Here is a 22311-nt window from a genome sequence, read left to right on the forward strand (position 1 = left end):
GCCTACGATCTGCCGGCGCCAGCGAGCATGCGGCGCCCGGGCCCCGTGGTAGAGGAGCAAGTGCACCTCGGGTCGCGGCGTCAGCGCGGCCAACTTCTCCAGGAACTCGGCGGGCTCGAACAGCAGATGCGTCGTGCCATCGCGCCACGCCTTCCTCAACTCGACCAGCACGCGCCCATCGGCGCGGCGTCGCGGCCGGCCTCAGACGATATTCACGAATTTTCGTATCGAGTCGAGAAACCTTACGTTTCGAAGCGCAGACTCGCCGGATTCTCCGTAACACCCCGTTCTACAAGCATTGCAGTTCTTGGCTCGACCCATGCTGCCTGTGCAATCAGGTCGAGTAAGCTCGCTCGGCCAGAGGCAGTGATCGGGGAGGCCCGAGATGCGGGACTGGATGGCGTTCGCGACAGCGATCGTGCTGGCCTTGCTCACCAAGATGTTGCTGCCCTAGCTCTGCCCGACGTGCGGAGAGAGCCGATCATCATGGCGATCAGGGACCGCGGCGCAGCGATACGATCCTCAGCCTTGTCCTACGAACGTGAGTTCGGGTTGCGCGCGACCGGCTGCCCGCGCTGCGGCTCGACATGCGGATTCCTCAATGATTGCGCGGTCTGCCTGGGCGAGGTGCTCTGCGCGCGGTGCTTGTTCGGGGTGCGCGTGGATGCCGACGAGATCCACGCGGCCTTCGTGCTTGAGGGCTGGCGACTCCTTCCTCTTCGTGCTCAGAGGTTGGGCATGAAACATCTCTGCCTGGCTGCCGTGTTGACCCTGCTTGTCTTCAATACCACCGACTGCCACCAGCCCGAGCAGAAGCTCTCTGATGCGAACTGGCGTTAATGTTGCCTATGGGCCCCGCGAAGAGAGGATTGCGGGCCTCGGTCGACCGGCGCGCTCACCGTATGCCCCTACCCGCGAGGTTGGATGCGGTCGGATGCCCCTGTCACTAGGGTCCATAGTTTCCGGAAGTGTCAGGAATTGGACACCCCCATGACACGACAAGCGCGAACAGTTTCCCTGCCATTGTCTAGCAACCCAGCAGTCTCCATAGTCCTGTCGGATTGGCACGTGGCTTGCGGGCTGTACACTCCGTGACTATCCCCCAGCCGCAGCAGGACCGGCGGCACCACGTTCGGACCAGGGTCTTGTGGCCTGTCGTCCTGGAAGCAGGGACCAGTCGATATCTATCGCACGCCGTGGACATCAGCACACACGGAGCGAGAGTCAGGACTAAGGCACGGCTGAAGACCGGGACCATGGTGCGCCTGGAACTTGTTCCTCCCGCGGGACCTCGGCTAAGGGTCGGGGCCCTCGTATGGCGAGTGGATGCCGATGGACTGGCGTTTCTGTTCACCCGTCCCATCGAACATCGGTCCATCCGCGTGGCATAAGTCATGAGTTTCACGCAACTTGGTGACCGAACTAACCCTCTGAGATTCCGACACTGCGAGCGCGAAGGCGACAAAAAGGCCATTGTCAGACCGGGCCGGGGCCGGCGGGCGCCGACGGCGGGGTGGCTGGCGCCGAGAGAACCGCGCGTAGCGCATCGGTGATCCCGCAGCCGGGCCTTTATGTCGCCTACCCGCTCCTCGGACGAGGCGGGCCATGACTGAAACGGATTTTATGTTATCTACGCTCTCACCGGCGGGACCTACGCCTACGGCGGGTACCCGGACATCGACGGACTCTTCCAGGAGCAGGCGGCCGAGCTGGACCGCAAGCGCCGCGAGGCGACCCTGCACAGGATCCAGCAGCTCGTGTACGACAAGGTCATGTACGCGCCCATCTGGGAGCTGGCCTTCCTGAACGGCGTGGGGCCGCGCGTCCAGGAGTCGGGCCTCGGCCTCATCTCCGGCCACGCCTACTCGGCGCCCTACGAGGACGTCACGCTGAAGGGGAAGTAGCCCGCGGACGACGAGGCCCGGCGCGACCTGACCCGGGCGGTCTTCACCTCGTGAGCGGAAGCGCGCCCCGGCTGACAGTCGTGGCCGGCCGGGGCGCCGGTGTATATTGGAAGTCCATGTCCCACGCGCTTGATCTGATCCACCGTCTCGAGGCCAGCGTCGGCCGCGCCCTCGTGGGCAAGCCCGAGGTCGTCCGGCTGGCCGTGGTGGGCCTCCTCGCGCGCGGGCACCTCCTGATCGAGGACGTCCCCGGCGTCGGCAAGACCACGCTGGCCGCGGCGCTCGCCCGCTCCATCGGCGCCGGGTTCCAGCGAATCCAGTTCACCTCCGATATGCTGCCGTCCGACGTCATCGGCGTCAGCATCTGGGAGCCGGGCAAGAGCGAGTTCGTCTTCAAGCCGGGCCCGCTCTTCACCAACATCGTGCTGGCCGACGAGATCAACCGCACCACGCCCAAGACGCAGTCGAGCCTGCTCGAGGCCATGAACGAGGCGCAGGTCTCGCTCGACCACACGACGTACCCGCTGCCGCGGCCCTTCATGGTGCTCGCGACCCAGAACCCGCGCGAGCACGAGGGCACGTACCCCTTGCCCGAGTCCCAGCTGGACCGCTTCCTCCTGCGCATCCGCATCGGCTATCCCGGCGCGCCGGACGAGAAATCCGTGCTGCGCGGCGCGGGCTCGCCCGTGCTCGAGACCCTGGTGCCGGTCCTCCAGGCGGAGGACGTGATGGCGCTCCAGGAGGAGGCCGACCGCGTGCGGGCCGACGAGTCGGTGCTCGACTACATCATGGCGCTGGTCGCCGCTACGCGAACCTCCCCGCTGCTCTCGCTGGGCGTGAGCCCGCGCGGGTCGCTCGCGCTCCTGCGCGCGGCGCGGGCGCAGGCGCTCGCCGACGGCCGGGACTATCTCGTGCCCGACGACGTCAAGAGCCTCGCGGTTCCGGCGCTCGCCCACCGCGTCATGGTCAAGGGCCGCGGCGCGCAGGGCGGCGGCATGGACGCCGAAGCCGTGCTGCGCTCGATCGTCCAGGACGTTCCCGTCCCGCGCTGAGCGCCGCACCGCTGTCATGAAGTGGCCCGTCCTCCCGAAGAGATTGCCCGCCCCCGCGAGGCGCCTAATGGACAGCGAATGGTGGTGGCGGCCGTTCAGGCCGCGCCGCACCATCTGGCCGACGCGCGACGGCTGGTGGTGCCTGTTCGTCGTCATCGGTCTCGGCGTCGCGGCGATCAACACCGGTAACAACCTCCTCTACCTGCTCGTCTCGCTCCTGCTGAGCCTCATCGTGGTCTCCGGCGTGCTGTCGGAGCAGTCGATGCGCGGCCTGCGCCTCGATGCCGACGCGCCCGAGGAGATCTACGCCGGCGCGCCGGCGCTCTTCGGCGCCGTGCTCGCCAACAGCAAGCGCTGGCTGACCTCGTACTCGGTCACGCTCGAGCTGCTCACGCGCGGCGGACCGACGCGCTTCATCTACCTGCCGCGGCTCGAGGCCGGCCGCGACCGGCTGCTGACATGGGAAGAGATCTTGCCGGCCCGCGGTCGCCAGCGCCTGGCCGGCGTGCGGCTGACCACGCGCTTCCCCTTCGGGCTCTTCCTCAAGGCGGGTCGCGTGATGCTCGACCGCGAGGTGCTCGTCTTTCCGGCGGTGCGGTCCATCTCGCCCGAGTCGCTTCTCCGCCTCGTTGGCGACGGCACCTCGGCGGTGCGCCGGCGCGGGCGCGGCCACGACCTGTACAACCTGCGCGCCTACCGGGCAGGGGACGATCCGCGCCTCATCCACTGGCGGTCGAGCGCCAAGGTCGAGTCGCTGCTGGTGCGCGAGATGGAGGCCGAGACGACCGAGGACACGCGCGTCGTCCTTTCGGGCAGGGGCGAGCGGGACGCGGCGAGGCTCGAAACGGCCCTCTCCGAGGCGGCCTCCATCGCGGCGCACCTGGCGCGCGCCGGCGCCGGGGTTGAGCTCACGGGCGCGGGGCTCTTCGTGCCGCTCGGGCGCGGGCTCGGCCAGGCGCGGCGCATCCTGACGGAGCTGGCCCTCTACGATCCGCGCGCGCCCGGGGCGAGCGCGGCAGAACCGGGGCCCGACGCCGGAGGCTGGCGCTCGCTGCGCGAAGTGCGCGTGGAGCTCGACTGAATGCCCGCGCTCTTAGCACTCCGCCTCGTCACCTACCTGCTCGTCTGCGCCGGCGTCGCCGCGCTCGCCCTGGCGGGGCTGCTGGGCCCGGTCGGCGGGGCCATCCTGGCGCTGGCCCTCACCGGCAGCTGGGTCATCGACCAGGTGCGCGACCGCATGCCGGTGCGCCCGATCTTCGCCTGGGCGCTCGTCGTGGCCGCGGCCGCCGCGATCGCGCTCGACCTGCTCTACCTCGCCCAGAGCCTCCTCGACGGCATGGTCCATCTCCTGCTCTTCCTGATCCTGATGCGCCTCTTCCGCCGCCGCTCGCTGAAGGACCTGCGGGACGCGGGCTTCCTCGCCTTTTTCATGCTGGTGGCGGCCTCGGCCGTCACGTTCAACGTGAGCTTCCTCTTCGTCTTCATTGCCTTCCTTTTGCTGGGCACCTGGATGCTGATCCTGCACCACGTCGTCTCCGAGTCGGAGCGGGCGAAGATCGGCGTCACGGATCTCACGGCGGGCGGGATCGGGCCGCGGAACCCCCTCTTCAGGATCTCGCTCGCGGCGGCGGCGGGCACGTTCGCGCTCGCGGGCCTGATGTTCTTCATCATCCCGCGCGTGGGCCAGGCGACGCTGCCCTTCCGGGCCGAGCTCGGCAAGCGCATTTCCGGTTTCACCGACCGCGTGGAGCTGGGCGCCTACGGCGAGATCGAGACCGACCAGACGGTGGTGATGCGCGTGAGCTTCCCGGAGAGCGTGAAAGACCCCGAGCGGCTGCCCAACCTTCGCTGGCGCGGGCTCGCCTTCGACCGCTTCGACGGGCGCATCTGGGAGGCGGCCTCGCGCCGGCGCGGTCTCCTCCGGCGCGACCCGTCGGGCGTGTTTCGCGTCACCGAGCCCCGAGGCACCGGGCCGCTCGTGCGCCAGGAGATCTTCCTCGAACCGATCGGCGCCGACGCCGTCTTCGCCGCCCCGCAGGCGCTCCGCATCGAGATGCGGCTGGGCGCCGTCGGGCTCGACGATATGGGCAGCATCACCACGCCCGCGTCGTCCGCTCGGCTCCAGTACTCGGTGGACTCGGAGCTCGAGGTGACTCCACCCCGGGGCCTGCGCGACGCTGCGTGGCCGCTTGTCACGCAGCCGCCGGGCGCCGCGCGCTATCTCCAGCTGCCGCCCCTGCCGGACCGCATCCCGGCCCTGGCGCGAGAGGTGACGGCGGGCAGCCGGAGTCCCTACGAGGCCGCCCTCAAGCTGAACCACTACCTGAGCACCCAGTTCACGTACACGCTCGTCCTCAAGCAGCAGACGACGCTCGGCCCGCTCGAGGAGTTCCTCTTCGTGCGGCGCTCGGGCAACTGCGAGTACTTCGCCGCCGCGATGGCCGTCATGCTGCGCAGCGTCGGCATCCCGGCGAGAGTCATCGGCGGCTTCCAACGTGGAGACTGGAATCCGTACGGCGCCTACTTCATGGTTCGCATGAAGGACGCGCACTCCTGGGTCGAGGCGTTCCTCGACGGCCCGGGCTGGGTCACCTTCGATCCCTCGCCGCGCGCCGCGGCCGAGGAGGCGTTCGGCGCGCGGAGCGCGGCGGCGCTCTATCTCGACGCACTCCGCATGCGCTGGTATCGCTACGTGGTCAACTGGAGCCTGCGCGACCAGGTGAGCGTGGCGGCCTCCGTGCACCGCGGGGCTTCGGAGTGGCGCGGCTCCTTGCTCGGGTGGCGCGACTCACTGCGCGCCGTGCCGCGCGGGTGGGTGGCCGCGATCGTGGTGTCGGTGCTCGTCGCGGCCTGGTTCCTCCGGCGCCATGCGCCGGGCGCCGCGCGCCGCGCGGCCGCGGCCGCCGTGCCGCGCTTCTACCTCCAGGCCCTGCGGGCGCTCGGGCGGCGCGGCTTCCGCCGCGGCTCAACGGAGACGGCGCGCGAGTTCTCGCAGCGCGTCGAGGGCGCGGCGCCCGCGTTCGCGTCGGCCGTCGCGCGGCTCACGGGCGCCTACGAGCGCTGCCGGTTTGGCGAGAGCGCGCTGTCACCCGCCGAGGCGGCGGCGCTGGACGCCGCGCTCGCCTCGCTCCGCCGGCGCTAGCCCCGCACCCTGGGCCAATTTGCTTCGTCAGATCTACTCAGCCCTCGCCTCGCGGCGGGGCCGCTCAGCTCGAACTTCCACGTTCTCGGTTGCCAGCGACGCTCAACGTACACCCACGTACGCTAGGCAAAGCTGGCTCCCTCGGGCCTCGTCTGGCTCGCAACTTGGCCCAGTACCCAGCGCCCAACTGACCCACTACCCGCTTCCAGAGGGGCCTGCCCGACGAGTACAATGGGCGCCACTTTATGAAGGGGTATGGGGGACGCATCCTGTTCGTCGACGTCACGCGCGGCGCGAGCCGCGTCGAGGCGCTGGGCGAGGAGACCGCGCGGACGCTCCTTGGCGGCAACGGGTTGGCCGCGCGGCTCCTGCTCGATCACGTGCCCGCTGGGACGGACCCCTACGACGCGGCCAACGCGGTCGTCTTCGCCGTCGGGCCCGTCACCGACACCACGGTGCCGGGGAACAGCCGCGCCTGCGTCGCCTCCAAGTCGCCGCTGACCGGTCTCTTCTTCGACTCGACCTTCGGCGGACGCTGGCCCGCCACCATGAAGCGCACGGGCTTCGACGCCATCGTCATCACGGGACAGGCGGCCGCGCCCGTCTATTTAAAGGTGGGGGAAGCGGGGGTCGAGGTGAAGCCGGCGGCCGGCCTCTGGGGGCAGACGACCCGCGACACCGTGCACGCCATCCAGGCCGTCGAAGGCGCCGAGACAGACGTGATGGCGATCGGCCCCGCGGGGGAGCGCCTGGTGCGCTTCGCGTGTCTCGCGACCTACTGGAAGAACCGCGAGGGCGTGGCGGGTCGCGGCGGCATCGGCGCCGTGCTCGGCGCCAAGCGCGTCAAGGCGGTGGTCGTCACGGGCGGGCTCAAGACCGGGATCGCCGATCCGGTGGCCCTCAAGGCATTGCTCGACGAAAAGCGGGAGCCGCTCACGACGGGCACCAAGGCGCTCTCGACCTACGGCACGTCCTTCCTCGTCAAGCCGATCAACACGCTGGGGGCGCTGGGATCCTACAATCTGCGCCAGGAGACCTTCGCCGGGGCCCTGGCGATCTCGGGCGAGGAGATGCACGCCCGCTACCACGACCGCGACACCACGTGCCTCAAGTGCCCCGTCGCCTGCGGCAAGCAATACGAGATCCGCGACGGCGAGCTCAGCGGCATCAAGGCCAAGATGCCGGAGTACGAGACGATCTTTGCCTTCGGGTCCATGTTGGGCAACGCGCACGCGGGCTCGCTCGCCAAGGCGAACGACCTCTGCGATCTCCTGGGCATGGACACCATCACCATGGGCGTGACGCTGTCCTTCGTGGCCGAGGCGCTCGAGCGCGGCTGGCTCATGCCGGACGAGATCGGCGTGCCGTTCGGCTGGGGCGACTGGCGCGGCATGCTGCGCCTCATCGAGATGACGGCCGCGCGCGAGGGCTTCGGCGACCGCCTGGCCGAGGGCGGCTGGCGCCTGGCCGAGTCCGTCCACCCCGAGGCGACCAAGGCCGTCTACGCCGTCAAGCGCCTCGAGCTGCCCGCGCACTCGGCGCGCGCGCTCAAGGGCATGTCCATCGGCTACGCGACGGCAACGCGCGGCGGCAGCCACCACGACACGCGGCCGACGCCGCAGTACGCGCAGGGCTACGACCGGCGCGGCACGGACGGCAAGCCCGAGTTCGCCGTGCGCAGCCAGCACTTCACCGCCGTGGACGACTCGCTCGTGCTCTGCCGGTTCACGTCCGAGCGCGGCTTCGGCCTCTTCGTGGAAGAGCCCTACGCGCGCATGGTCCGCGCCGTCACCGGCTGGGACATGAGCGTGGAAGAGCTGGAGCGCGTGGGCGAGCGCGTGATCAACCTGGAGCGTCTCTTCAACGTGCGCGAGGGCGTTCGGCGCAAGGACGACGTGCTGCCCTGGCGCGTGATGCACGAGCCCATCCCCGCTGGGCCCTCGGCCGGCATGTACTGCCCGCCCGAGGAGCTGTCGGCCATGCTCGACCGCTACTACGCGCTCCGCGGCTGGGACACAGACGGCGTGCCCACGAACGAGCGCCTGGCCTCTCTCGGCCTCGCATGATTTTCTCTCCCCAATGCGGAGCCGGCCTTCATCTCCCTCTCCCCCACCGGGGGAGAGGGTAGCGGGTTTCCACCTCCCTCTCCCCCACTGGGGGAGAGGGTAGGGCGAGGGGGGTGGAGGCGAGGGGGGTGGAGGCGAGGGGGATGGACGCCGCGTGAGCGGAATGCGTATCGTCTCCTGGAACATCCGCGCCGGTGGCGGCCGGCGCGTCGCAGGCATCGCCGGCCAAATCGCGCGCTGGGCGCCGGATGTCGTGGCGCTTTCCGAGTTCCGCGCCACGCCGCCCAGCGTGGAGCTGGCCGGCGCTCTGGCCGGACACGGGCTCCTGCACCAGCTGAGCACCGCGTCCGCCGCGCTCCCTCGGGCCAACAGCTTGCTCATCGCCTCACGCTGGCCGCTCGCGCGGGTAAGCCTCGCCACCGCGCCCGCCGCCGAGTCGGGCCGCTGGCTCCTCGCACGCATCGCCGGGCCCTGCGCCCTCACGCTGGGCGTGATGCACGTGCCCAACCGCGTGACGGGCCGCAAGTTCCCCTTCCTCGACGCGGTGCTCGGCGTGGCCCACACCTGGCGCCGGGGGCCGGCGCTCCTCGTCGGTGACACGAACTCGGGGCTGATCGACCTCGACGAAGAGGTGCCGGCCTTCATCGTCGAGGAGGACGGCTGGGTCCGCGGCCTTGAGGCCGCAGGCTGGGCCGACGCGTTTCGCCTTCTCCGGGGCGGCGAGCGCGCCTACACGTGGTACTCACCGAACGGCGGCAACGGCTTCAGGATCGACCAGGCCTTCGTGAACCGCGCGCTCCGGCCGCGGCTCAGCGAAGCCCGCCACGAGTGGGGCGCGATCCCCGGCCGCCGTCGGCGGCGCGCGCGCCGTGACGTACTCAGCGACCACGCCGCTCTGGTCCTCGACCTCGACGCCGCCGTGCCGCGCGTGAGGCGCCCTTGATCTCCCGCGAGGCGGGGCTGAGCCGGTGAGGGGGTGGTGGGTTAGAATAGGGTTGCCATGGGCCTCTCCCGCGCCGACCTGAAGCGGTACCTCGATGGGCACCGAGCGGCAGAGCGCGTACTCCGCGCCGAGACCCTGCGTCGTCTCGCGTCGCTCAGCGTGGAGGGAGCGCGCGACGAGTACGACTCCCTGTGCCGCGTATGGCAGGCGTCGCGCGCCCTTGCGGATCCTGCCGGGCTCGACCGGCGGGCGATCGAGGAGCGCGTCGCCCTCCGACGTCGCCTCAGCGGCCCGCGGTGAACCAGCAGTTCGAAACCGCCTGGCGGCTCGATCGCTTCTTCACCAGCCGCGCCATCCCCTACGCGATCATCGGCGGTTTCGCGGTCCAGCGCTGGGGTCAGCCGCGCTTCACCCGGGACGTGGATGTCACCATCCTGCTGCCCCCCGGGAGCGAGACCGCGACACTGCGGGAGATCGTGGCCGCCTTTCCGGCACGGGTCGAGGACCCTGTCGCTTTTGCTCTGGAGCACCGTGTGCTGCCCCTCACCGTGCCGGGCGGCAGCGAGGCTGACGTCAGCCTTGGGCTGCCGGGCTACGAAGAGGAGGTCATCGCCCGCAGCGTGGCGTATGATCTGGGCGGCGATCGAGCCGTGCGGGTCTGCTCCGCCGAGGACTTGGTCATACACAAGGCGCTGGCAGGGCGTGTGCAGGATGTGCTCGACATCGAGGGCATCGTGGCGCGTCAAGGAAAGGCGCTCGACGTCGCGTATGTCCGGCGATGGCTGACTGAGCTGGGTCGCGTCAGCGACGATCCCGAGGTGCCGGCACGCTTCGAGCGCATCTGGGCCGCGATCGGCCCAGCCGGGTAACGACGCATCCGGGCGGATAGCTCAGCTGGAAGAGCACGGCCCTTACAAGGCCGGGGTCGCAGGTTCGAGCCCTGCTCCGCCCACCATCTATTTTCCAGTACTTTCCACGACTTATCGCCCACTTCGGCGCGTCGGTCGGGTGATGGCAAAAGGACAGAAAAGGACACTTTTGGACAGGGCAATGGCAGCGGAATGGCAGCAGAAGTGAGGCGAGACTAATCTCTCGCCCATGACGTAGACTCGGCCCCGCGGGCTAGGCGCCGCCTCATGAACGGCGCCGAACAGCCGGACCTCGCCGGCCCGCCCGCGATTTCTCTCGAGGCGCTCCATGAGGAGGGGCAATGCGCTCCCGTGACACCACCGAGGCGACGCGCAAGGCGCGCGCTCAGGTGCTCAGCGGCGCGCTTGAGCGCCGCGTGGCCCAGCTCGACCAGATGACGTGGGTCAAGCCCGGCCAGTCGCTCGAGCTGTCGACCCGGGCTCGGCGGCGTCTGGCTGCAGCCCGCAGTCTTGCCGGCAAAGATGACTACCTGGACGCGGTGACGGTGTTTCACGATGCCGAGCAGCTCGTGGAGCAGAATCGGCCGGCGTTCCGCGAAGAGCAAGCCCGGGCCCGGGTTCTCGCGCAGCGCAAGGCTGCCGCGATCGAAGGAGGAAAGAAGGTGCATCTCGCGGCCCAGAAGAGGGCCCGGAAGTGGCGGCGGCGGGACAAAGACCTCCAGGAGGATTATCGACAGAAACGCATGGAGTCCTCAGACCTCACGATCCGGATTCGCAGGCTCCGCTATAGATACAGGAGCGAGCGACCACCGGGCGCCAAGACACTCCGCCGCTTTCTGAAGTAGAGGCACAGACCCGCCGGGTGTGTCCCGTCGGGGCTGCTAGGCTGGCGGCCATGGGGAAGATGCTCTTCACCGCCGCCGATGTTCGCGACCTCCTCGCCCTGAAGAACACGGCGGCGGTTGATCGCTTGATCGACGCGAAGGTACTCACTGTTGCCGCCCTGAGCGCGCGCGGCTACCCCCTCTTCGATTTCGAATCAGTCCGCCGCGCCGCCAACAAGGTGGTCTTCGTAGGGCGCGAGGAAATCCCGTCGTCATGAGGCCCGCCCAGCTCGCCCTGGCCCGCGCCGAGCAGCACCTGATCGAGCGGCTCGGACAGCTCGAGGCCAAGGTTAACGCCGGCGATGAGCGCGCGTGGCTCGAGTACGGTCAACTCGCCGCCGCGCTCGCCGCTGTGATGCCGTCGACCGCGCCGGGCGCGAATGGGGAAATGCTGACGACGGCGGAGATGGCGAAGCGGCTCCAGCTCTCAACCAGAACGGTCTTGAGGAAAGTCAAGGCCGGTGAGTTGAAGCCCGAGCGTTTTGGCAAGCGCGGTCCTGGGGCGCTCCGGTGGTCGGCGTGATGGCCGACGGCCGCGCGCGCGTGAGCACGGCCGTCGAGACCCCGCCAGCGGCGAAGCGCGTCTCGCCGTGGGCCGCCCCCTCGGATCAGCATCTCGACGAGGTGGCCCGGTACGTCCGCAGCGCCAAGCGGCGCCTCGCCGACGCCACGCTCAATCCCTCCGACTATCTGCCCGAGCCGGTCCTCAGCGCGACGGAGCTGAAGGCGATCGAGCTGTGGGAGACGCGCGACTACGAGTGGTACTCGAAGGCGAAGGGCGCCGAGATGCCGCGCCGCTACTGGTCGAGCAATCTCTACCAGGGCCTGCAGACGCCCGCCGTCAGGGCGGCGCGGCAATTTTGCGAGGGCGCCGACGAGGAGGAATCGGCCGGCGAAGCGGCCTCCTGCCTCGGCTTGCTCGGCCCTGTCGGCGTCGGAAAGACCGTCGCGGCCGCGGGCGTCCTCCGCGTGTCCGGTGAAGACATCCGGTTCTTCGACGTGCGCGACCTCAGCCGCCGCCTCATGAATCCCCTGCAGCGCGAGGAGGCCCTCGAGCAAGCCCTCTCGACGTTCGCGATTGTCCTCGACGACATCGGCGCCGCCTACGTCCGGGCCGACAGTTTTCTTGAGGGCATGCTCGAGGAGATCTTCGTCCACCGCGAGGCGCGGGATGGCGTGACCGTGTTCACGTCCAATCTCACGAGAAGGCAGCTTGACGACGCCGTGGGCCTGCGTGTCGCCGATCGCTTGGCCGGGCCCTGGGGCTCGATTCACGAGCTGCCCGGCAAGAGTCTGCGGAGAGAGCGGCCGTGAGCCGGTACCGCAAGATCACCGTCGCCATGTGGGGCGACGCCCGGTTCCGCGCGCTCTCCGCGCCCCAGCACAACGCGCGGTACCTGTGGATCTACCTCCTCACGGGTCCGCACACCGGACCGATCCCGGGGCTGTCGGTCGCTGGCGAGGCGGCGCTGGCCGAGGCCCTCGGCTGGCCGCTCCCGAAGTTCCGCCAGGCCTTCGCGGAGATCGCCGCTCAAGGAATGGCCGAAGCCGACTGGCCAGCGCGCGTGCTGTTCCTGCCCAAAGCGATCAAGCACAACCCGCCCGAGAGCCCGAACGTCGTCCGCTCGTGGCGCACGTACATGGCCGAGGTCGCCGAGTGCTCCCTCAAGGCAAAGGCCGAAGCCATGCTTAAGGGCTGGCTAGAAGCCAAGGGGAAAGCCTGGCTGGAAGCCTTTGGCGAAGCCTTCCCGATAGCCTTCCCCGAAGCCTTAGGCTTATCAGGAGCAGGAGCAGGAGCAGGAGAAAAGCAGGAGCAGGAACCTATCCCCCTAACCCCCCAAGGGGGGAATGGGGATGGGGCTCACGCTCAGGTTGTTGTCTGGTTGGAAGCCTTGAACGAGATCGGAGGTCTGCACTTCAAGGCGACGGCAAATCAGCTCCGGCCTATCCAGGCGCGGATCGCGGAAGGCTTCACGCTCGAGCAGGCCCGCCACGTCGTCAAGGCCAAGGTCTCGGAGTGGTCCCGTACCGACATGGCCAAGTATCTACGCCCGTCAACGCTCTTCGGAGTCAAGTTCGACGGATACCTCCAGGCGGCGACCAACGGCTCGGACAAGGCGACGCCAAGCCGACATGTGGACGCGTGGGGCGAGCGCGAGCCTGTGCAGACGCCTGCAGACGACCCCAGGGGGGCCACATGACGCGGGGGGAGGGGGCCGCCCACGCCCACCCCTCGAAGGTTCTTCGACAGCCCCGTGGGAGCGGGTCAGCGCGGGCGCGTAATTCGGGTAGGCATGGCATGAAAAATCACACGGAAAAGAAGCCTCGCGGTCGGCCGGTCAAGCCCGAGAGCACGGCGCTGATCGACGCCCTGATCGGGCGGCAGGACCAAATGGCCCGCCGGACGGCCGGCAAGATCGAGCAGATCTACAAGGACCACGTCTCCCTGGTGGGCGCCGATTACCTCGTGGCGAAGATGGGGCGCGAGGCCCGCGAGCGATTCGGCAGACTGCCCGACGAGTTCCTCGCGCGCCGGTCCTCCGTCGAGCACCCGGAGGTCGCCCGCGAAGTACTCCGCGATCTCATCGCCGAGGTGCTCACTGAGTGGCCCGACCCTGCATGGGCTGAGCTGGAGGCGTATCAGGATCTCGAGGAGCCGCGGCCCGCGGCGGTCACGCGCTCCCACAGCCTGGCCGACGCGCGCGCGCAAGCGGCCCGGCTGCAAACCGCGCACATGCAGCTCAAGGCTCGCTGTCGATCCCTTCCCGCGAACTGGCCGCACCGATCCACCGCCGCGCCAACCGAGGAGACATAGCCCATGCCTTCTGAAATTTTATCTGCGTTCGTCAAGCTTTTTGCGGATGATTCTTCGCTCCGCGCGAGCTTCCAGGCCCTCGCGCCCTCGGCACACCTCGCCGGCATCACGGTCGGCGACCGCTTCGCCGCGGGGATGGCAAAGGCGGCGGCGCAGGCGCACGCGGCCTTCACCAAGGACTTCATCGGTCCGCTGCAGAGCGAAGCCACCGGCAGTCTGATCGGCCGCGGGATGGAGGCGCGGCCCCAGGATCAGTTCCGGGCCGCCGATCTCGCGTTGAACAAGGGCATCGTGACCGCGGTCCAATCGCACGGGCAAGCCCTCGCTAAGTCGGGCGAGAAGGCCGAGGCCTGGAACCTCTCCGTTCGCGAAGGGACGCAGTCCGCTCGGATCTTTGCCGGGACCATCGTCAGCGCGGTCAATCCACAGCTCGGCGCGATGGTCCAGGTCGGCGGCGAAGCCGTCCGCGCCATGAAGGGGCTCGGCGTCGCGGGGGCTGGTGTCGGGACAGGTTTGGCGATCGGGACTGTCGCCCTCGGTTTTTATATCGAGCGCGTCAAGGGAGTAGTCGATGCGAAGGCCCGACTTGACGCCGCAGTGTTCAACAAGGACCCGGGGGCGGCGCAGGCTGAAGTCGCCAAGCGCACAGCGGAGTTCGACGATCTCGTCTCGAAGAAGGAACAGGCGGCGCAACGGACCGGCGCGAGGTCCTGGTTCGGCTTCGGTGCGCGCGAGCGCAGTTTCCAGGAGATGATCGCGTTCTTCAGTGTCCTCGGCAAGGACGTCGAGACGTCGCGGAAGGAACTCGCGGAGTCGCAGGCTGACACGGACAAGCTCACGCGCACGGTGACGTTCCCGAAGATCGACGCGAAGGCGGGCATTGAAGCAAGCCAACTCCTGATCCAGCAGATCGGCCTGCAGCGTCAGAGCGCGGAGACGGTCGACCAACTCGCCGACTCAACGCAGCGCCTCCGGGCGGCCAAGCTCGAGCTCGTCGAGGCCACGATCAAGGAAATGGACGCCGGCGAGCGCGTCAAGGCGCAAAACATCTTCGACGCCGCCGCGAAACGCGGCACACCCGTCGCGCAGGACGTCCAGGACAAGATCCTCGGCGACATCACACGCCGGCAAAGTAACCTGCGCGCGGCCGCCCGGTCCGCCGATGAGGAGGACAGGCGGAAGGGCAACGCGGACCTCATCGCGCTCGAAGATCGGCAGCAGGCGCACGCGGTGCGAATGGGCCGGATCAGTATCTCGGGCGAGCTCGAGGCCGCGCGCGCGGCGATGGGCGATCCGCGCCGCTCGCTCCAGGAGCAGCAGGACGCGGAGTCGAGGGTCTTCCAGACGCAACGGGCGATGGCCGAGTCGCTGCTTACGTTCCAGGGTCAGATCAGCGGGAAGAGCATGTTCAAGGAGCAGCTCGAAGTTCAGCGCGGCTTCCTGGCTGAGATCGCCGAGGCCGGCGGCGCCGGGTCCAGGGTGTGGCTCGACAACGTCTCGAAAATCTCTGATCTTTACAAGGGCATCCGCGAGCAGGCGAAAGGCATCTTCTCCCAGCAGGCGAGCATCGCCGAATCCAGGGCGTCCCGCGAGGGCCTGACGTCGATCAGCATCGACGACGTCCCGGACCTCTTGCGGCGGGTGCGGGAACAGGATGAGCGCGCCCTCCGCGGCGATCGGGTCCCGATCGGCGACATCGGCGCCGCAGTGGGCCGCGTGGATCTGTTCCGGCAAATGGACAAGGAGGGACTTTCGCCCCGCGAGACGCTGTCGCGCCTGATGGAGGACCCCTCGAAGCAGCTCGCCCGTGCGATCGAAGGCCTGACGGGCGGCGCCGGCGACACCACGCCGGTCTTGACCGGGCTGGCCGATGCGGCGACGCTCGCGACTAGGGCACTCCTCGGCTTGGCCGGCGCCTCGGCGCGTGACGGGGGCGCTGGGACCGGCATGATCCGTCGTCCCCCTGGCGGCCCGCAGATGTCCGAGGAGAACCGCCAAGCGATCATGGACGCGATCGCCGGGCGGTTGCAGGACGAGCAGCTCGCTGTCTACGGGAGGCGGTAGGGCGGAGAAGTGTGAACCTCACACTAAACAGGAGACACGCAAATGGGACTCGACTTTTTGCACGTGGCAGAGGGCGGCACCGGGATTCGTGAGCACGATGGTGATGTGGATCTCTGGCTGCACGCGCCCGTCGACAAGGGGGACATGTCACCCGCCGACCGCGTGGCCTGGCCGCCCGAGTCGCGGCAGCCGGCACTGTGGGCGTTTCTCGACGCGCCCGGCCGGGCGACCGTGTGCACGGCAGCCCTCGAATGCTTCGCGGCCGAGCCCAACCTGGACAACCACGTCCTGGCGGGCCGGATCTTCGATCGGCTCGAGCGCCGCGCCGAGCACGCGACGCTAGCCGAGCGCGCGCGGCTGCTCAGGATCCGCGTCATCATGTCTCAGCAATTGAGCACGGCCGCGGATCTCGCCTGGCGCATCCGCCAGAAGGGGGATCTCCTCACCTCGGTCCTCGCGCAGCGTGAGCAGCTCGACGGCCTCATCGCCCGGCTCTGGGGCGCACAGTGAACCCGGCGGCCGAGGCGGTATACGTCAGAGGGCGGCACGCCGGCTTCCCCTCGATCGTCGTCAACGGCCTGGTGCGCGCGGGCGCGTCGGGCTGGTGGGTGTGGATCGGTAGCGCCGGGCCGGCGGATATCGAAAGTGCGCATCATCAGCTCGACAACTTCGAGGCCCACCTTCACGAGGACGCGGCGCGCATCATCGAGCGCGCGAGGGCGGATGCCGACCGTCTCCAGCCGTCGGCATTCGACGATCATCTCGACGAGCTCGTGACCGAGACGCTCAAGGATACACCGCGCGCATCGCCCGGCCTGTCGCCCGGCTACTACAGCTCCGAGCAGGCCGCGCGCGATCGGGAAGCGGAGGCAGTCCTCGCAGCCCTCGCGGCCAAGGCTCCATGAGCGACGGGCTCGACGAGATCCTGACCGAGGTCTGGGGCCTGCCGCCCGGCCGCACGCTCGCAGACTTGTCGCCCGCGTGGCCGTCGCCGACGCAACTGGCCCTCGCCAAGGCGACCGTGCGCCGCGCGGTGTGGCTCGGGCTCCGACTGCCGCGGGTCACGTGGCGCTTCGTGACCGCCGACGGGGAGCCGGGCTGGGCCGCCGGGGAAACGGACCCCCGCCGCGGCGTGCCCGTCACGATCTATATGCGCGTCGATGTGCTCCCGGAGCAATGGGAGAAGGTCCTGTACCACGAGTGCAAACACGCCAGCGACGTCGGCTTGATGCTCGATCGCCGCTACACGACGCGGGAATTCGAGGCGCGCGCGATCAACTTCGCCGACTACGCGATGGCGACGCGGCCATGATCGCCCGCCTCCTGGTCTACCTGCGCGCGCGGCTGCGTCGTCGCAAGGCCGCGCCTGTCACTCGCGACGGCTGGGACGCCCTCGTCAATTATCGGCGTCCGCCGACGTCGGCCCCCCGATGGATCAATGCGACCCCGACAACGCTGTTCCGCGAGTTGACGGCCGCGGAGCGCGACGAAGATCCGCGCCCGCCCGCGCCGCGTCGCCCGCGCTGGCTTGACCGGCCGGGCGCCTAAGATGTGCTCTCCGCGCCCCGGCGTCGGCGTGATCGAGCGCTACGATTCGGCCTGTCAAGTCGGGTTCATCATCGCGGAGACAGGCGAGCGGCGGCGGTTTTCACTTGGGCACTACGATCCGTGGATCCCGCAGGCAGGGGAGACGGTCGTGTTCGCCCGCCTGTGGGACCGACGGGGCCTGCGCGCGGCCGCCGTGACTCCATTCCGGACAGCGCCGCTCGTCATACACTCGCTGGCGCGTTCAGGCGCCCACTAGGCCGTCCGGCCATGTCATTGCCCCATTCCGCGCCCCCGCCACGCTCTCCCGACGTACGTACGCCTGTGGTAGCCTCCGGGCGGTGCCCGGTCTGTGGCAAACGAGCACTTGAGGGTCGGCAGACCGTCTGTAGCGGGCGGTGCCGCATGGAGCGGAGCCGCCGGCGCAAGGCCGCGGCCCTGGCTGGGCGGGACCAGCGGGTGCGGGGCCTGCTCGAGGCGGCGCTGGCGGAGCTTGAAGGGCGCACTTGACAGGGGAGGTGCAGATGGTTACACTCAGGCCATGCAACAGATGGTTACACGGTGCGAGGTGAAGCCGCCCGAGCTACGGCGCATCCGTGCGGAGATGGGACTGACCCAGACGGAGCTCGCCGAAGCGCTGGGCGTGCATCGCGTCACGGTTGCGCGCTGGGAGACTGGCGAGCGCGGCATCCCGGAGCCGGTGGCCCGGCTGCTCCAGCGGATTCGGAGCGAGAAGAAGCGGAAGACGTAGAAACGCCCCGCGGCGGCGCGAACCGCCCGGGGCCATGGCCCATCACCCACACCCGACGAAGGAGGAGCGAATGAGCAAGCCCAAGGTAGCACGGCTCCGGCGTCCGACGCCAGACAAGGCGCCCCGGCCGTCCACTGGTCCGACCAAAACATCTGACTCCGAGTCTGACTCCGAGGTCGAGTTCTCGAGTGACCTGGAGACCGCGCTCTCGAAGGCGCGCGCGGCCGCGGTACTTCTCCGAACGGACAGCCTGGACATGCCCCCGGGGCTGACGGTCGACGAGCAGCAGGAGATCGGCGACTGGATCAACGGCTTCGCCATGGATGCCCTCGAGGAGGCGCTCAAAGAGGCGGAGGCCGCCCGCGAGAAGTACCTGGGCCCGTCCGTGTTCGGGAAGCGGAAGGCGGTGGCGTGATGAGCGCGCCCGCCGTGCCACTCACCCTCGACGCTTCTGCCGTTCAGTACGCCGCCGCTCGCATCCAGACGGCCGCCGAGCTCCTGGAGAAGATCCTGGCTGAGGCATTCACGGACCACAAGGTGGCCAACCTCATCTTCCGCGATGCCCTGGTCCTCTTCCTCAAGCAAGAGAGTAGCGAGCTCGAGGAGGGGGCGAGCGGGGCCCTCAAGGGGAAGGCGTGCTGGCCGGCAACCGATCCGCCGGCGACCCCCGGGGTCCGCCCGCTGTTCGAGGGGCTGGGGAAGGAGGGCGCGTCATGACGCCGGCGCCGCCGACGATCGAGCAGCGCCTGGCCGACGTCGAGGCGGCGATAAAGACCCTGGCGCAGAAGTCGATGACCGAGGAGTGCCGCGTGGCCGCGCTGGAGACGGAGATCCACGAACTGCTGCCGCTCCAGATACGCAACGAGGTGGACAAAGCCGTGTGGAGGATCGAGGCGGAGGTCATCGGCCAGCCGTCAAAGCTGCTCAACGCGGTGAACGAGATGCTGCTGCCGTCGACGGCCGAGATCGGGCGCCGCCTGGCCGCATTGGAGGGCGCAAAGGACACGATGGAGGACAAGCTGGCCAGCCTGGTGAAGGTAGTCGGCCAGTGGACCAACATGTTCAACCCGTCGACAATGCAGGCGCTGGTCCTGCTCGAGGTGCTCATCGACAGAGGGCTGCTCAAGACGGACTTCGCGGTGGGCGTGTTCGAACGGGAAAAAGCCAGGCAAACCGAAATCAAGAACCTCAACCGCCTATGGCAGCCCGAGCACCCTGGCGGCGACGTGCCGCCGGACGATCAGGCCGGGCGATGACGGTCAAGTCGGCGGACCTGGTCGAACACCTGGCGGCCGTCGCGGTACGGCTGGAGGGCTTGCCCGGCCGGATCAGTGGGCTGGTGATCGGCGTCCAGCGCTTGCGAGGGCCGGGCGCGGACCCGCACACGCCCCGCCGCCGCGACGCCTTCCATGCCGAGGCCCGCGTGCTCAAGGACGAAGCCTATGCGCTCTCGATCGAGGTCGGCCGCCTCCTGGAGACGGCGCAGGCGTGGCGGCCGCGACGGTGGATTGACGGCCTCCGGCTCGAGGCAGGAGCGGCGAGCCCCGTCAACCCGGTGCGGGGGCCGAGGATCGGGCGGCGACCGGAGCAGGGAGGCGCGTGATGGCCGTCAAGCGAATCCGGAATCACGGCAGATGGACCTGGCAGGCCCGCGTGGCGTATCGCGGGATCCGAAGGGCCGCCTTTCGGGCGACGCGCGAGGAGGCCCGGGATGCGGAGGCCGAGATGCTCGGCGAGCTGAAGGCCAGCGCCGCCCAGGTCGAGCAGGACGGCGCCCAGCCGGCGACGTTGCGCCAGCTCCTCGAGTTCTACGTGGCCGACCTCACGGCCCGCGGCAAGGGCGAGGAGACGACGGTGCGGGCGGAGTCGACCGTCGCGGCGATCACGCGTCTTTGCCCCGAGCTGCTGGCGAAGCCGGTTAGCGCCCTCGGTGATCGCGACATCTTCGCCTTCCGGCTCGCGCGCGCCCAGGAGGGCAAGACGATCGTGGAGACGATCGCCGGCGAGCCCCAGGAGCGCCTGGTGCCACGGGCGAAGCCCAGCACGATCAACCGGGACCTTCGCACGCTACGCGCGGCGCTCAAGAAGGCGCTGCCCGGGCATCGGTTCCCCGAGGGCGCGTTCTTCCCGGAGGACGAGACGCGGGTCCGCTGGCTCCGGCCCGACGAGGAGCTCACGGTGCTGGCGACGCTGGCCTCCCCTTTCCGCGAGATCGCGACGCTGGCGGCGCTCACGCTCATGCGGCTCTCGGAGATCCGCCTTCTCCAGCGCGCCGACGTCCACCTCGAGCAAGGCGTGATCCTGCTCCCGCGCGCGAAGGCCGGCGCGCGCCCGGTGATGCTGAGCGAGGCGGCGCGGAAGCTCCTGGCCCTCCAGCTCGCCGGCCATGAGAGCGCGTGGGCCTTCCCGGGCCCGGAGGGACGCCCGTACCGGCGGGACCGGATCGGCAAGGTGTTCCGCAAGGCGGCCAGAGCCTCGGGCCTGCAGGACTTCCACTTCCACGATCTGCGCCACCACGGGGCCACCATGGCGCTCAACCGCGGCTTCACGGCGCCGATCGTGATGGCCCTCGGCGGCTGGAAGACGGAGCGGATGATGCGACGGTACGCGGCGGTCACGGACGCGACGCTCCGGGCCGCCGCGGAGGCCGTCAGTGGCAGCGAGCCGTGGCAGCAGGCGCGCAAGTACGCGCCAGCACAGGCCGGGGCGTGACCCTTACAAGGCCGGGGTCGCAGGTTCGAGCCCTGCTCCGCCCACCATTCTTATCAGGCAGTCGCGGAGCACATCCCAGACTCGCAGACCGCCTGCGGGAGGACCCAGTGATGGAGCGGCGCACGTTCATCGGGGTGATCGCTGGCGGCCTTCTCGCCGCGCCGCTGGCCGCTGAGGCGCAGCAGGCGGCGAAGGTACCCCGGATAGGTTTCCTCGGGAACTCCACCGCTGCCCTTGAGGCCAATCTCGTCGGGCCGTTCCGCGAAGGGCTGCGCGAGCTCGGCTACGTCGAGGGCCGGAACATCCTGATCGAGTATCGATGGGCGGAAGGAAAGTATGAGCGCTTTCCTGCCCTCATCGCCGAGCTGATCGCCGTGAAGGTGGACGTGATCGTTACCGCCGGCACGCCCGCCTCGCTCGCCGTCAAGAAGGCGACAACGTCGATCCCTCTGGTCATGGTGGCCGTCGGCGACCCCATCGGCGTGGGCCTCGTCGCGAGCCTCGCGCGGCCCGGTGGAAACAGCACCGGATTGACCTCGATCGCACCGGAACTGGAAGGGAAACGGTTGGAGCTGCTCAGGGAAGTGGTGCCCAAGCTCTCGCACATCGCTGTGCTGTGGAACCCGGACAATCCGTTTCATGTCGGTTCCTTGAAGGAGACGCGGGCTGCCGCTCAGGTGTTGGGAATCAAGGTGCAGCTCCTTGGGGTACGAGTCTCGGAAGAATTCCAAGCCGCGTTCGCGGCCATTCTCAGAGAGCGGTCAGGCGCACTCCTCGTGTTGGCAGATCGTCTCTTCTTACACAACCGCGCGCGCATCGTGGAATTCGAGGCCAAACACCGCCTACCCGGGGTGTATGCGTACCGGGAGTTGGTCGAGGCGGGAGGTTTGATGTCCTTTGGGCCGAGCTACGCGGGCATGCACAGGCGGGCCGCCTACTACGTGGACAAGATCCTCAAGGGCTCCAAGCCCGCCGACCTGCCCGTGGAGCAGCCGACCAAGTTCGAGCTGATGATCAACCGTGCGTCCAGAGAAAGCTGACGTGTTCAGCGGGAGACAGCCCCGCCGGGGTAAGAGCCAGAGCCCCGTAACTTGGGTGGCAGGGTGGCGGGAAACCAAGACTCTGAAGCCCACCGACCAAGCCATCGGAAGGATGGTGAGTGAGTCCCCGGGCCGTAACGGAAGTGAACGCACAGGTGGCCCCGACATACCAAAGATCCGGAGGCCGAGCCTCACGGTTGAGAGGCGAAGGCAGCATGGCACGTCGCACCTGGCTGATGCGGCGGAACACTCCGGCGGGGTGAGAGCGACGGCACGGTGACCAGGACACGTCGAGCGACTGGAGAAGCCTTCCTCGCCCCACTGCGAAAGCGGCGGAGCCATGTCCAAGCTATAACCAGTGACCCTGGGAAGTGGGCGGACGGCGAGAGGGTGACGGAGGGGTCCGTAGTAGCGACGAAGCGGGGTAATGCCCGTGGAGCGAAGGGGCCCTACTGGTGTGCAGTGTCTCCGCCAACACGGGCGGCAGGGGCGGCATGACAACCGCGCCCATCAGCCTGCAAGAC

At 69.1% G+C, this 22311-nt stretch carries 28 protein-coding genes and 1 tRNA gene; all 29 read left to right on the plus strand.

Annotated features, from left to right (window positions below):
* Positions 1-486: 486 nt before the first annotated feature.
* The 29 genes from Q7W02_00005 (at position 487) to Q7W02_00145 (ending at position 21787) form a co-directional block, all read left to right on the plus strand.
* Positions 487-840, plus strand: a complete 354-nt coding sequence (locus tag Q7W02_00005; protein MDO8474572.1) for a hypothetical protein — start codon at positions 487-489, stop codon at positions 838-840.
* A 917-nt stretch (positions 841-1757) separates the two neighbouring features.
* Entirely contained in the window at positions 1758-1904 is a 147-nt protein-coding gene (locus Q7W02_00010) for a hypothetical protein (GenBank protein MDO8474573.1), read from the plus strand.
* A gap of 116 nt (positions 1905-2020) precedes the next feature.
* Positions 2021-2956, plus strand: a complete 936-nt coding sequence (locus Q7W02_00015; GenBank protein ID MDO8474574.1) for a MoxR family ATPase — start codon at positions 2021-2023, stop codon at positions 2954-2956.
* A gap of 67 nt (positions 2957-3023) precedes the next feature.
* Positions 3024-4037, plus strand: coding sequence for a DUF58 domain-containing protein (locus Q7W02_00020; GenBank protein MDO8474575.1), 1014 nt, complete (start codon positions 3024-3026; stop codon positions 4035-4037).
* On the plus strand, positions 4038-6098 hold the full coding sequence (locus Q7W02_00025; protein ID MDO8474576.1) for a DUF3488 and transglutaminase-like domain-containing protein: 2061 nt from the start codon (positions 4038-4040) through the stop codon (positions 6096-6098). It abuts the gene before it with no gap.
* Positions 6099-6343: 245 nt separating this feature from the next.
* On the plus strand, positions 6344-8164 hold the full coding sequence (locus tag Q7W02_00030) for an aldehyde ferredoxin oxidoreductase family protein (protein MDO8474577.1): 1821 nt from the start codon (positions 6344-6346) through the stop codon (positions 8162-8164).
* A gap of 163 nt (positions 8165-8327) precedes the next feature.
* Entirely contained in the window at positions 8328-9107 is a 780-nt protein-coding gene (locus tag Q7W02_00035) for an endonuclease/exonuclease/phosphatase family protein (protein MDO8474578.1), read from the plus strand.
* Between the two features lie 57 nt (positions 9108-9164).
* A complete protein-coding gene (locus Q7W02_00040) occupies positions 9165-9407 on the plus strand; it encodes a hypothetical protein (protein ID MDO8474579.1) in 243 nt (80 codons plus the stop codon).
* Positions 9404-9976 carry a hypothetical protein gene (locus tag Q7W02_00045; GenBank protein ID MDO8474580.1) on the plus strand — a complete coding sequence of 191 codons (573 nt, stop codon included), beginning with the start codon at positions 9404-9406 and terminating at the stop codon, positions 9974-9976. The genes Q7W02_00040 and Q7W02_00045 overlap by 4 nt, the downstream gene beginning before the upstream one ends.
* Before the next feature lie 10 nt (positions 9977-9986).
* A tRNA-Val gene (locus Q7W02_00050) sits at positions 9987-10062 on the plus strand.
* A gap of 255 nt (positions 10063-10317) precedes the next feature.
* Positions 10318-10821, plus strand: coding sequence for a hypothetical protein (locus Q7W02_00055; GenBank protein ID MDO8474581.1), 504 nt, complete (start codon positions 10318-10320; stop codon positions 10819-10821).
* 50 nt (positions 10822-10871) lie between these two features.
* The gene (locus tag Q7W02_00060) at positions 10872-11078 is read left to right on the plus strand and encodes a hypothetical protein (protein MDO8474582.1); all 207 of its coding nucleotides are present in this window, start codon (positions 10872-10874) and stop codon (positions 11076-11078) included.
* On the plus strand, positions 11075-11383 hold the full coding sequence (locus Q7W02_00065; protein MDO8474583.1) for a helix-turn-helix domain-containing protein: 309 nt from the start codon (positions 11075-11077) through the stop codon (positions 11381-11383). Before Q7W02_00060 ends, Q7W02_00065 begins: the two co-directional genes overlap by 4 nt.
* Complete coding sequence (locus Q7W02_00070) at positions 11383-12174, plus strand: hypothetical protein (GenBank protein ID MDO8474584.1); 792 nt, start codon at positions 11383-11385, stop codon at positions 12172-12174. Before Q7W02_00065 ends, Q7W02_00070 begins: the two co-directional genes overlap by 1 nt.
* Positions 12171-13061: a conserved phage C-terminal domain-containing protein gene (locus Q7W02_00075; protein ID MDO8474585.1), complete on the plus strand. Its 891-nt coding sequence runs from the start codon at positions 12171-12173 to the stop codon at positions 13059-13061. The genes Q7W02_00070 and Q7W02_00075 overlap by 4 nt, the downstream gene beginning before the upstream one ends.
* A gap of 98 nt (positions 13062-13159) precedes the next feature.
* Entirely contained in the window at positions 13160-13675 is a 516-nt protein-coding gene (locus Q7W02_00080) for a hypothetical protein (GenBank protein ID MDO8474586.1), read from the plus strand.
* A 3-nt stretch (positions 13676-13678) separates the two neighbouring features.
* A complete protein-coding gene (locus Q7W02_00085; GenBank protein ID MDO8474587.1) occupies positions 13679-15739 on the plus strand; it encodes a hypothetical protein in 2061 nt (686 codons plus the stop codon).
* Between the two features lie 42 nt (positions 15740-15781).
* Positions 15782-16249 carry a hypothetical protein gene (locus tag Q7W02_00090; protein MDO8474588.1) on the plus strand — a complete coding sequence of 156 codons (468 nt, stop codon included), beginning with the start codon at positions 15782-15784 and terminating at the stop codon, positions 16247-16249.
* Positions 16246-16644 carry a hypothetical protein gene (locus Q7W02_00095; protein MDO8474589.1) on the plus strand — a complete coding sequence of 133 codons (399 nt, stop codon included), beginning with the start codon at positions 16246-16248 and terminating at the stop codon, positions 16642-16644. Before Q7W02_00090 ends, Q7W02_00095 begins: the two co-directional genes overlap by 4 nt.
* Entirely contained in the window at positions 16641-17051 is a 411-nt protein-coding gene (locus Q7W02_00100) for a hypothetical protein (protein MDO8474590.1), read from the plus strand. The genes Q7W02_00095 and Q7W02_00100 overlap by 4 nt, the downstream gene beginning before the upstream one ends.
* The gene (locus Q7W02_00105) at positions 17048-17287 is read left to right on the plus strand and encodes a hypothetical protein (GenBank protein ID MDO8474591.1); all 240 of its coding nucleotides are present in this window, start codon (positions 17048-17050) and stop codon (positions 17285-17287) included. The genes Q7W02_00100 and Q7W02_00105 overlap by 4 nt, the downstream gene beginning before the upstream one ends.
* A gap of 1 nt (position 17288) precedes the next feature.
* On the plus strand, positions 17289-17543 hold the full coding sequence (locus Q7W02_00110) for a hypothetical protein (GenBank protein ID MDO8474592.1): 255 nt from the start codon (positions 17289-17291) through the stop codon (positions 17541-17543).
* A 291-nt stretch (positions 17544-17834) separates the two neighbouring features.
* Positions 17835-18035 carry a helix-turn-helix domain-containing protein gene (locus tag Q7W02_00115; GenBank protein ID MDO8474593.1) on the plus strand — a complete coding sequence of 67 codons (201 nt, stop codon included), beginning with the start codon at positions 17835-17837 and terminating at the stop codon, positions 18033-18035.
* 70 nt (positions 18036-18105) lie between these two features.
* Entirely contained in the window at positions 18106-18450 is a 345-nt protein-coding gene (locus Q7W02_00120) for a hypothetical protein (protein ID MDO8474594.1), read from the plus strand.
* Entirely contained in the window at positions 18450-18752 is a 303-nt protein-coding gene (locus Q7W02_00125) for a hypothetical protein (GenBank protein MDO8474595.1), read from the plus strand. The genes Q7W02_00120 and Q7W02_00125 overlap by 1 nt, the downstream gene beginning before the upstream one ends.
* The gene (locus Q7W02_00130) at positions 18749-19291 is read left to right on the plus strand and encodes a hypothetical protein (protein ID MDO8474596.1); all 543 of its coding nucleotides are present in this window, start codon (positions 18749-18751) and stop codon (positions 19289-19291) included. Before Q7W02_00125 ends, Q7W02_00130 begins: the two co-directional genes overlap by 4 nt.
* The gene (locus Q7W02_00135) at positions 19288-19638 is read left to right on the plus strand and encodes a hypothetical protein (protein ID MDO8474597.1); all 351 of its coding nucleotides are present in this window, start codon (positions 19288-19290) and stop codon (positions 19636-19638) included. The genes Q7W02_00130 and Q7W02_00135 overlap by 4 nt, the downstream gene beginning before the upstream one ends.
* A complete protein-coding gene (locus tag Q7W02_00140) occupies positions 19638-20747 on the plus strand; it encodes a site-specific integrase (GenBank protein ID MDO8474598.1) in 1110 nt (369 codons plus the stop codon). The genes Q7W02_00135 and Q7W02_00140 overlap by 1 nt, the downstream gene beginning before the upstream one ends.
* A 110-nt stretch (positions 20748-20857) precedes the next feature.
* Positions 20858-21787 carry an ABC transporter substrate-binding protein gene (locus tag Q7W02_00145; GenBank protein MDO8474599.1) on the plus strand — a complete coding sequence of 310 codons (930 nt, stop codon included), beginning with the start codon at positions 20858-20860 and terminating at the stop codon, positions 21785-21787.
* Positions 21788-22311 lie beyond the last annotated feature (524 nt).

This window comes from Candidatus Rokuibacteriota bacterium (genome assembly GCA_030647435.1).
Classification (GTDB): Bacteria; Methylomirabilota; Methylomirabilia; order Rokubacteriales; family CSP1-6; genus AR37.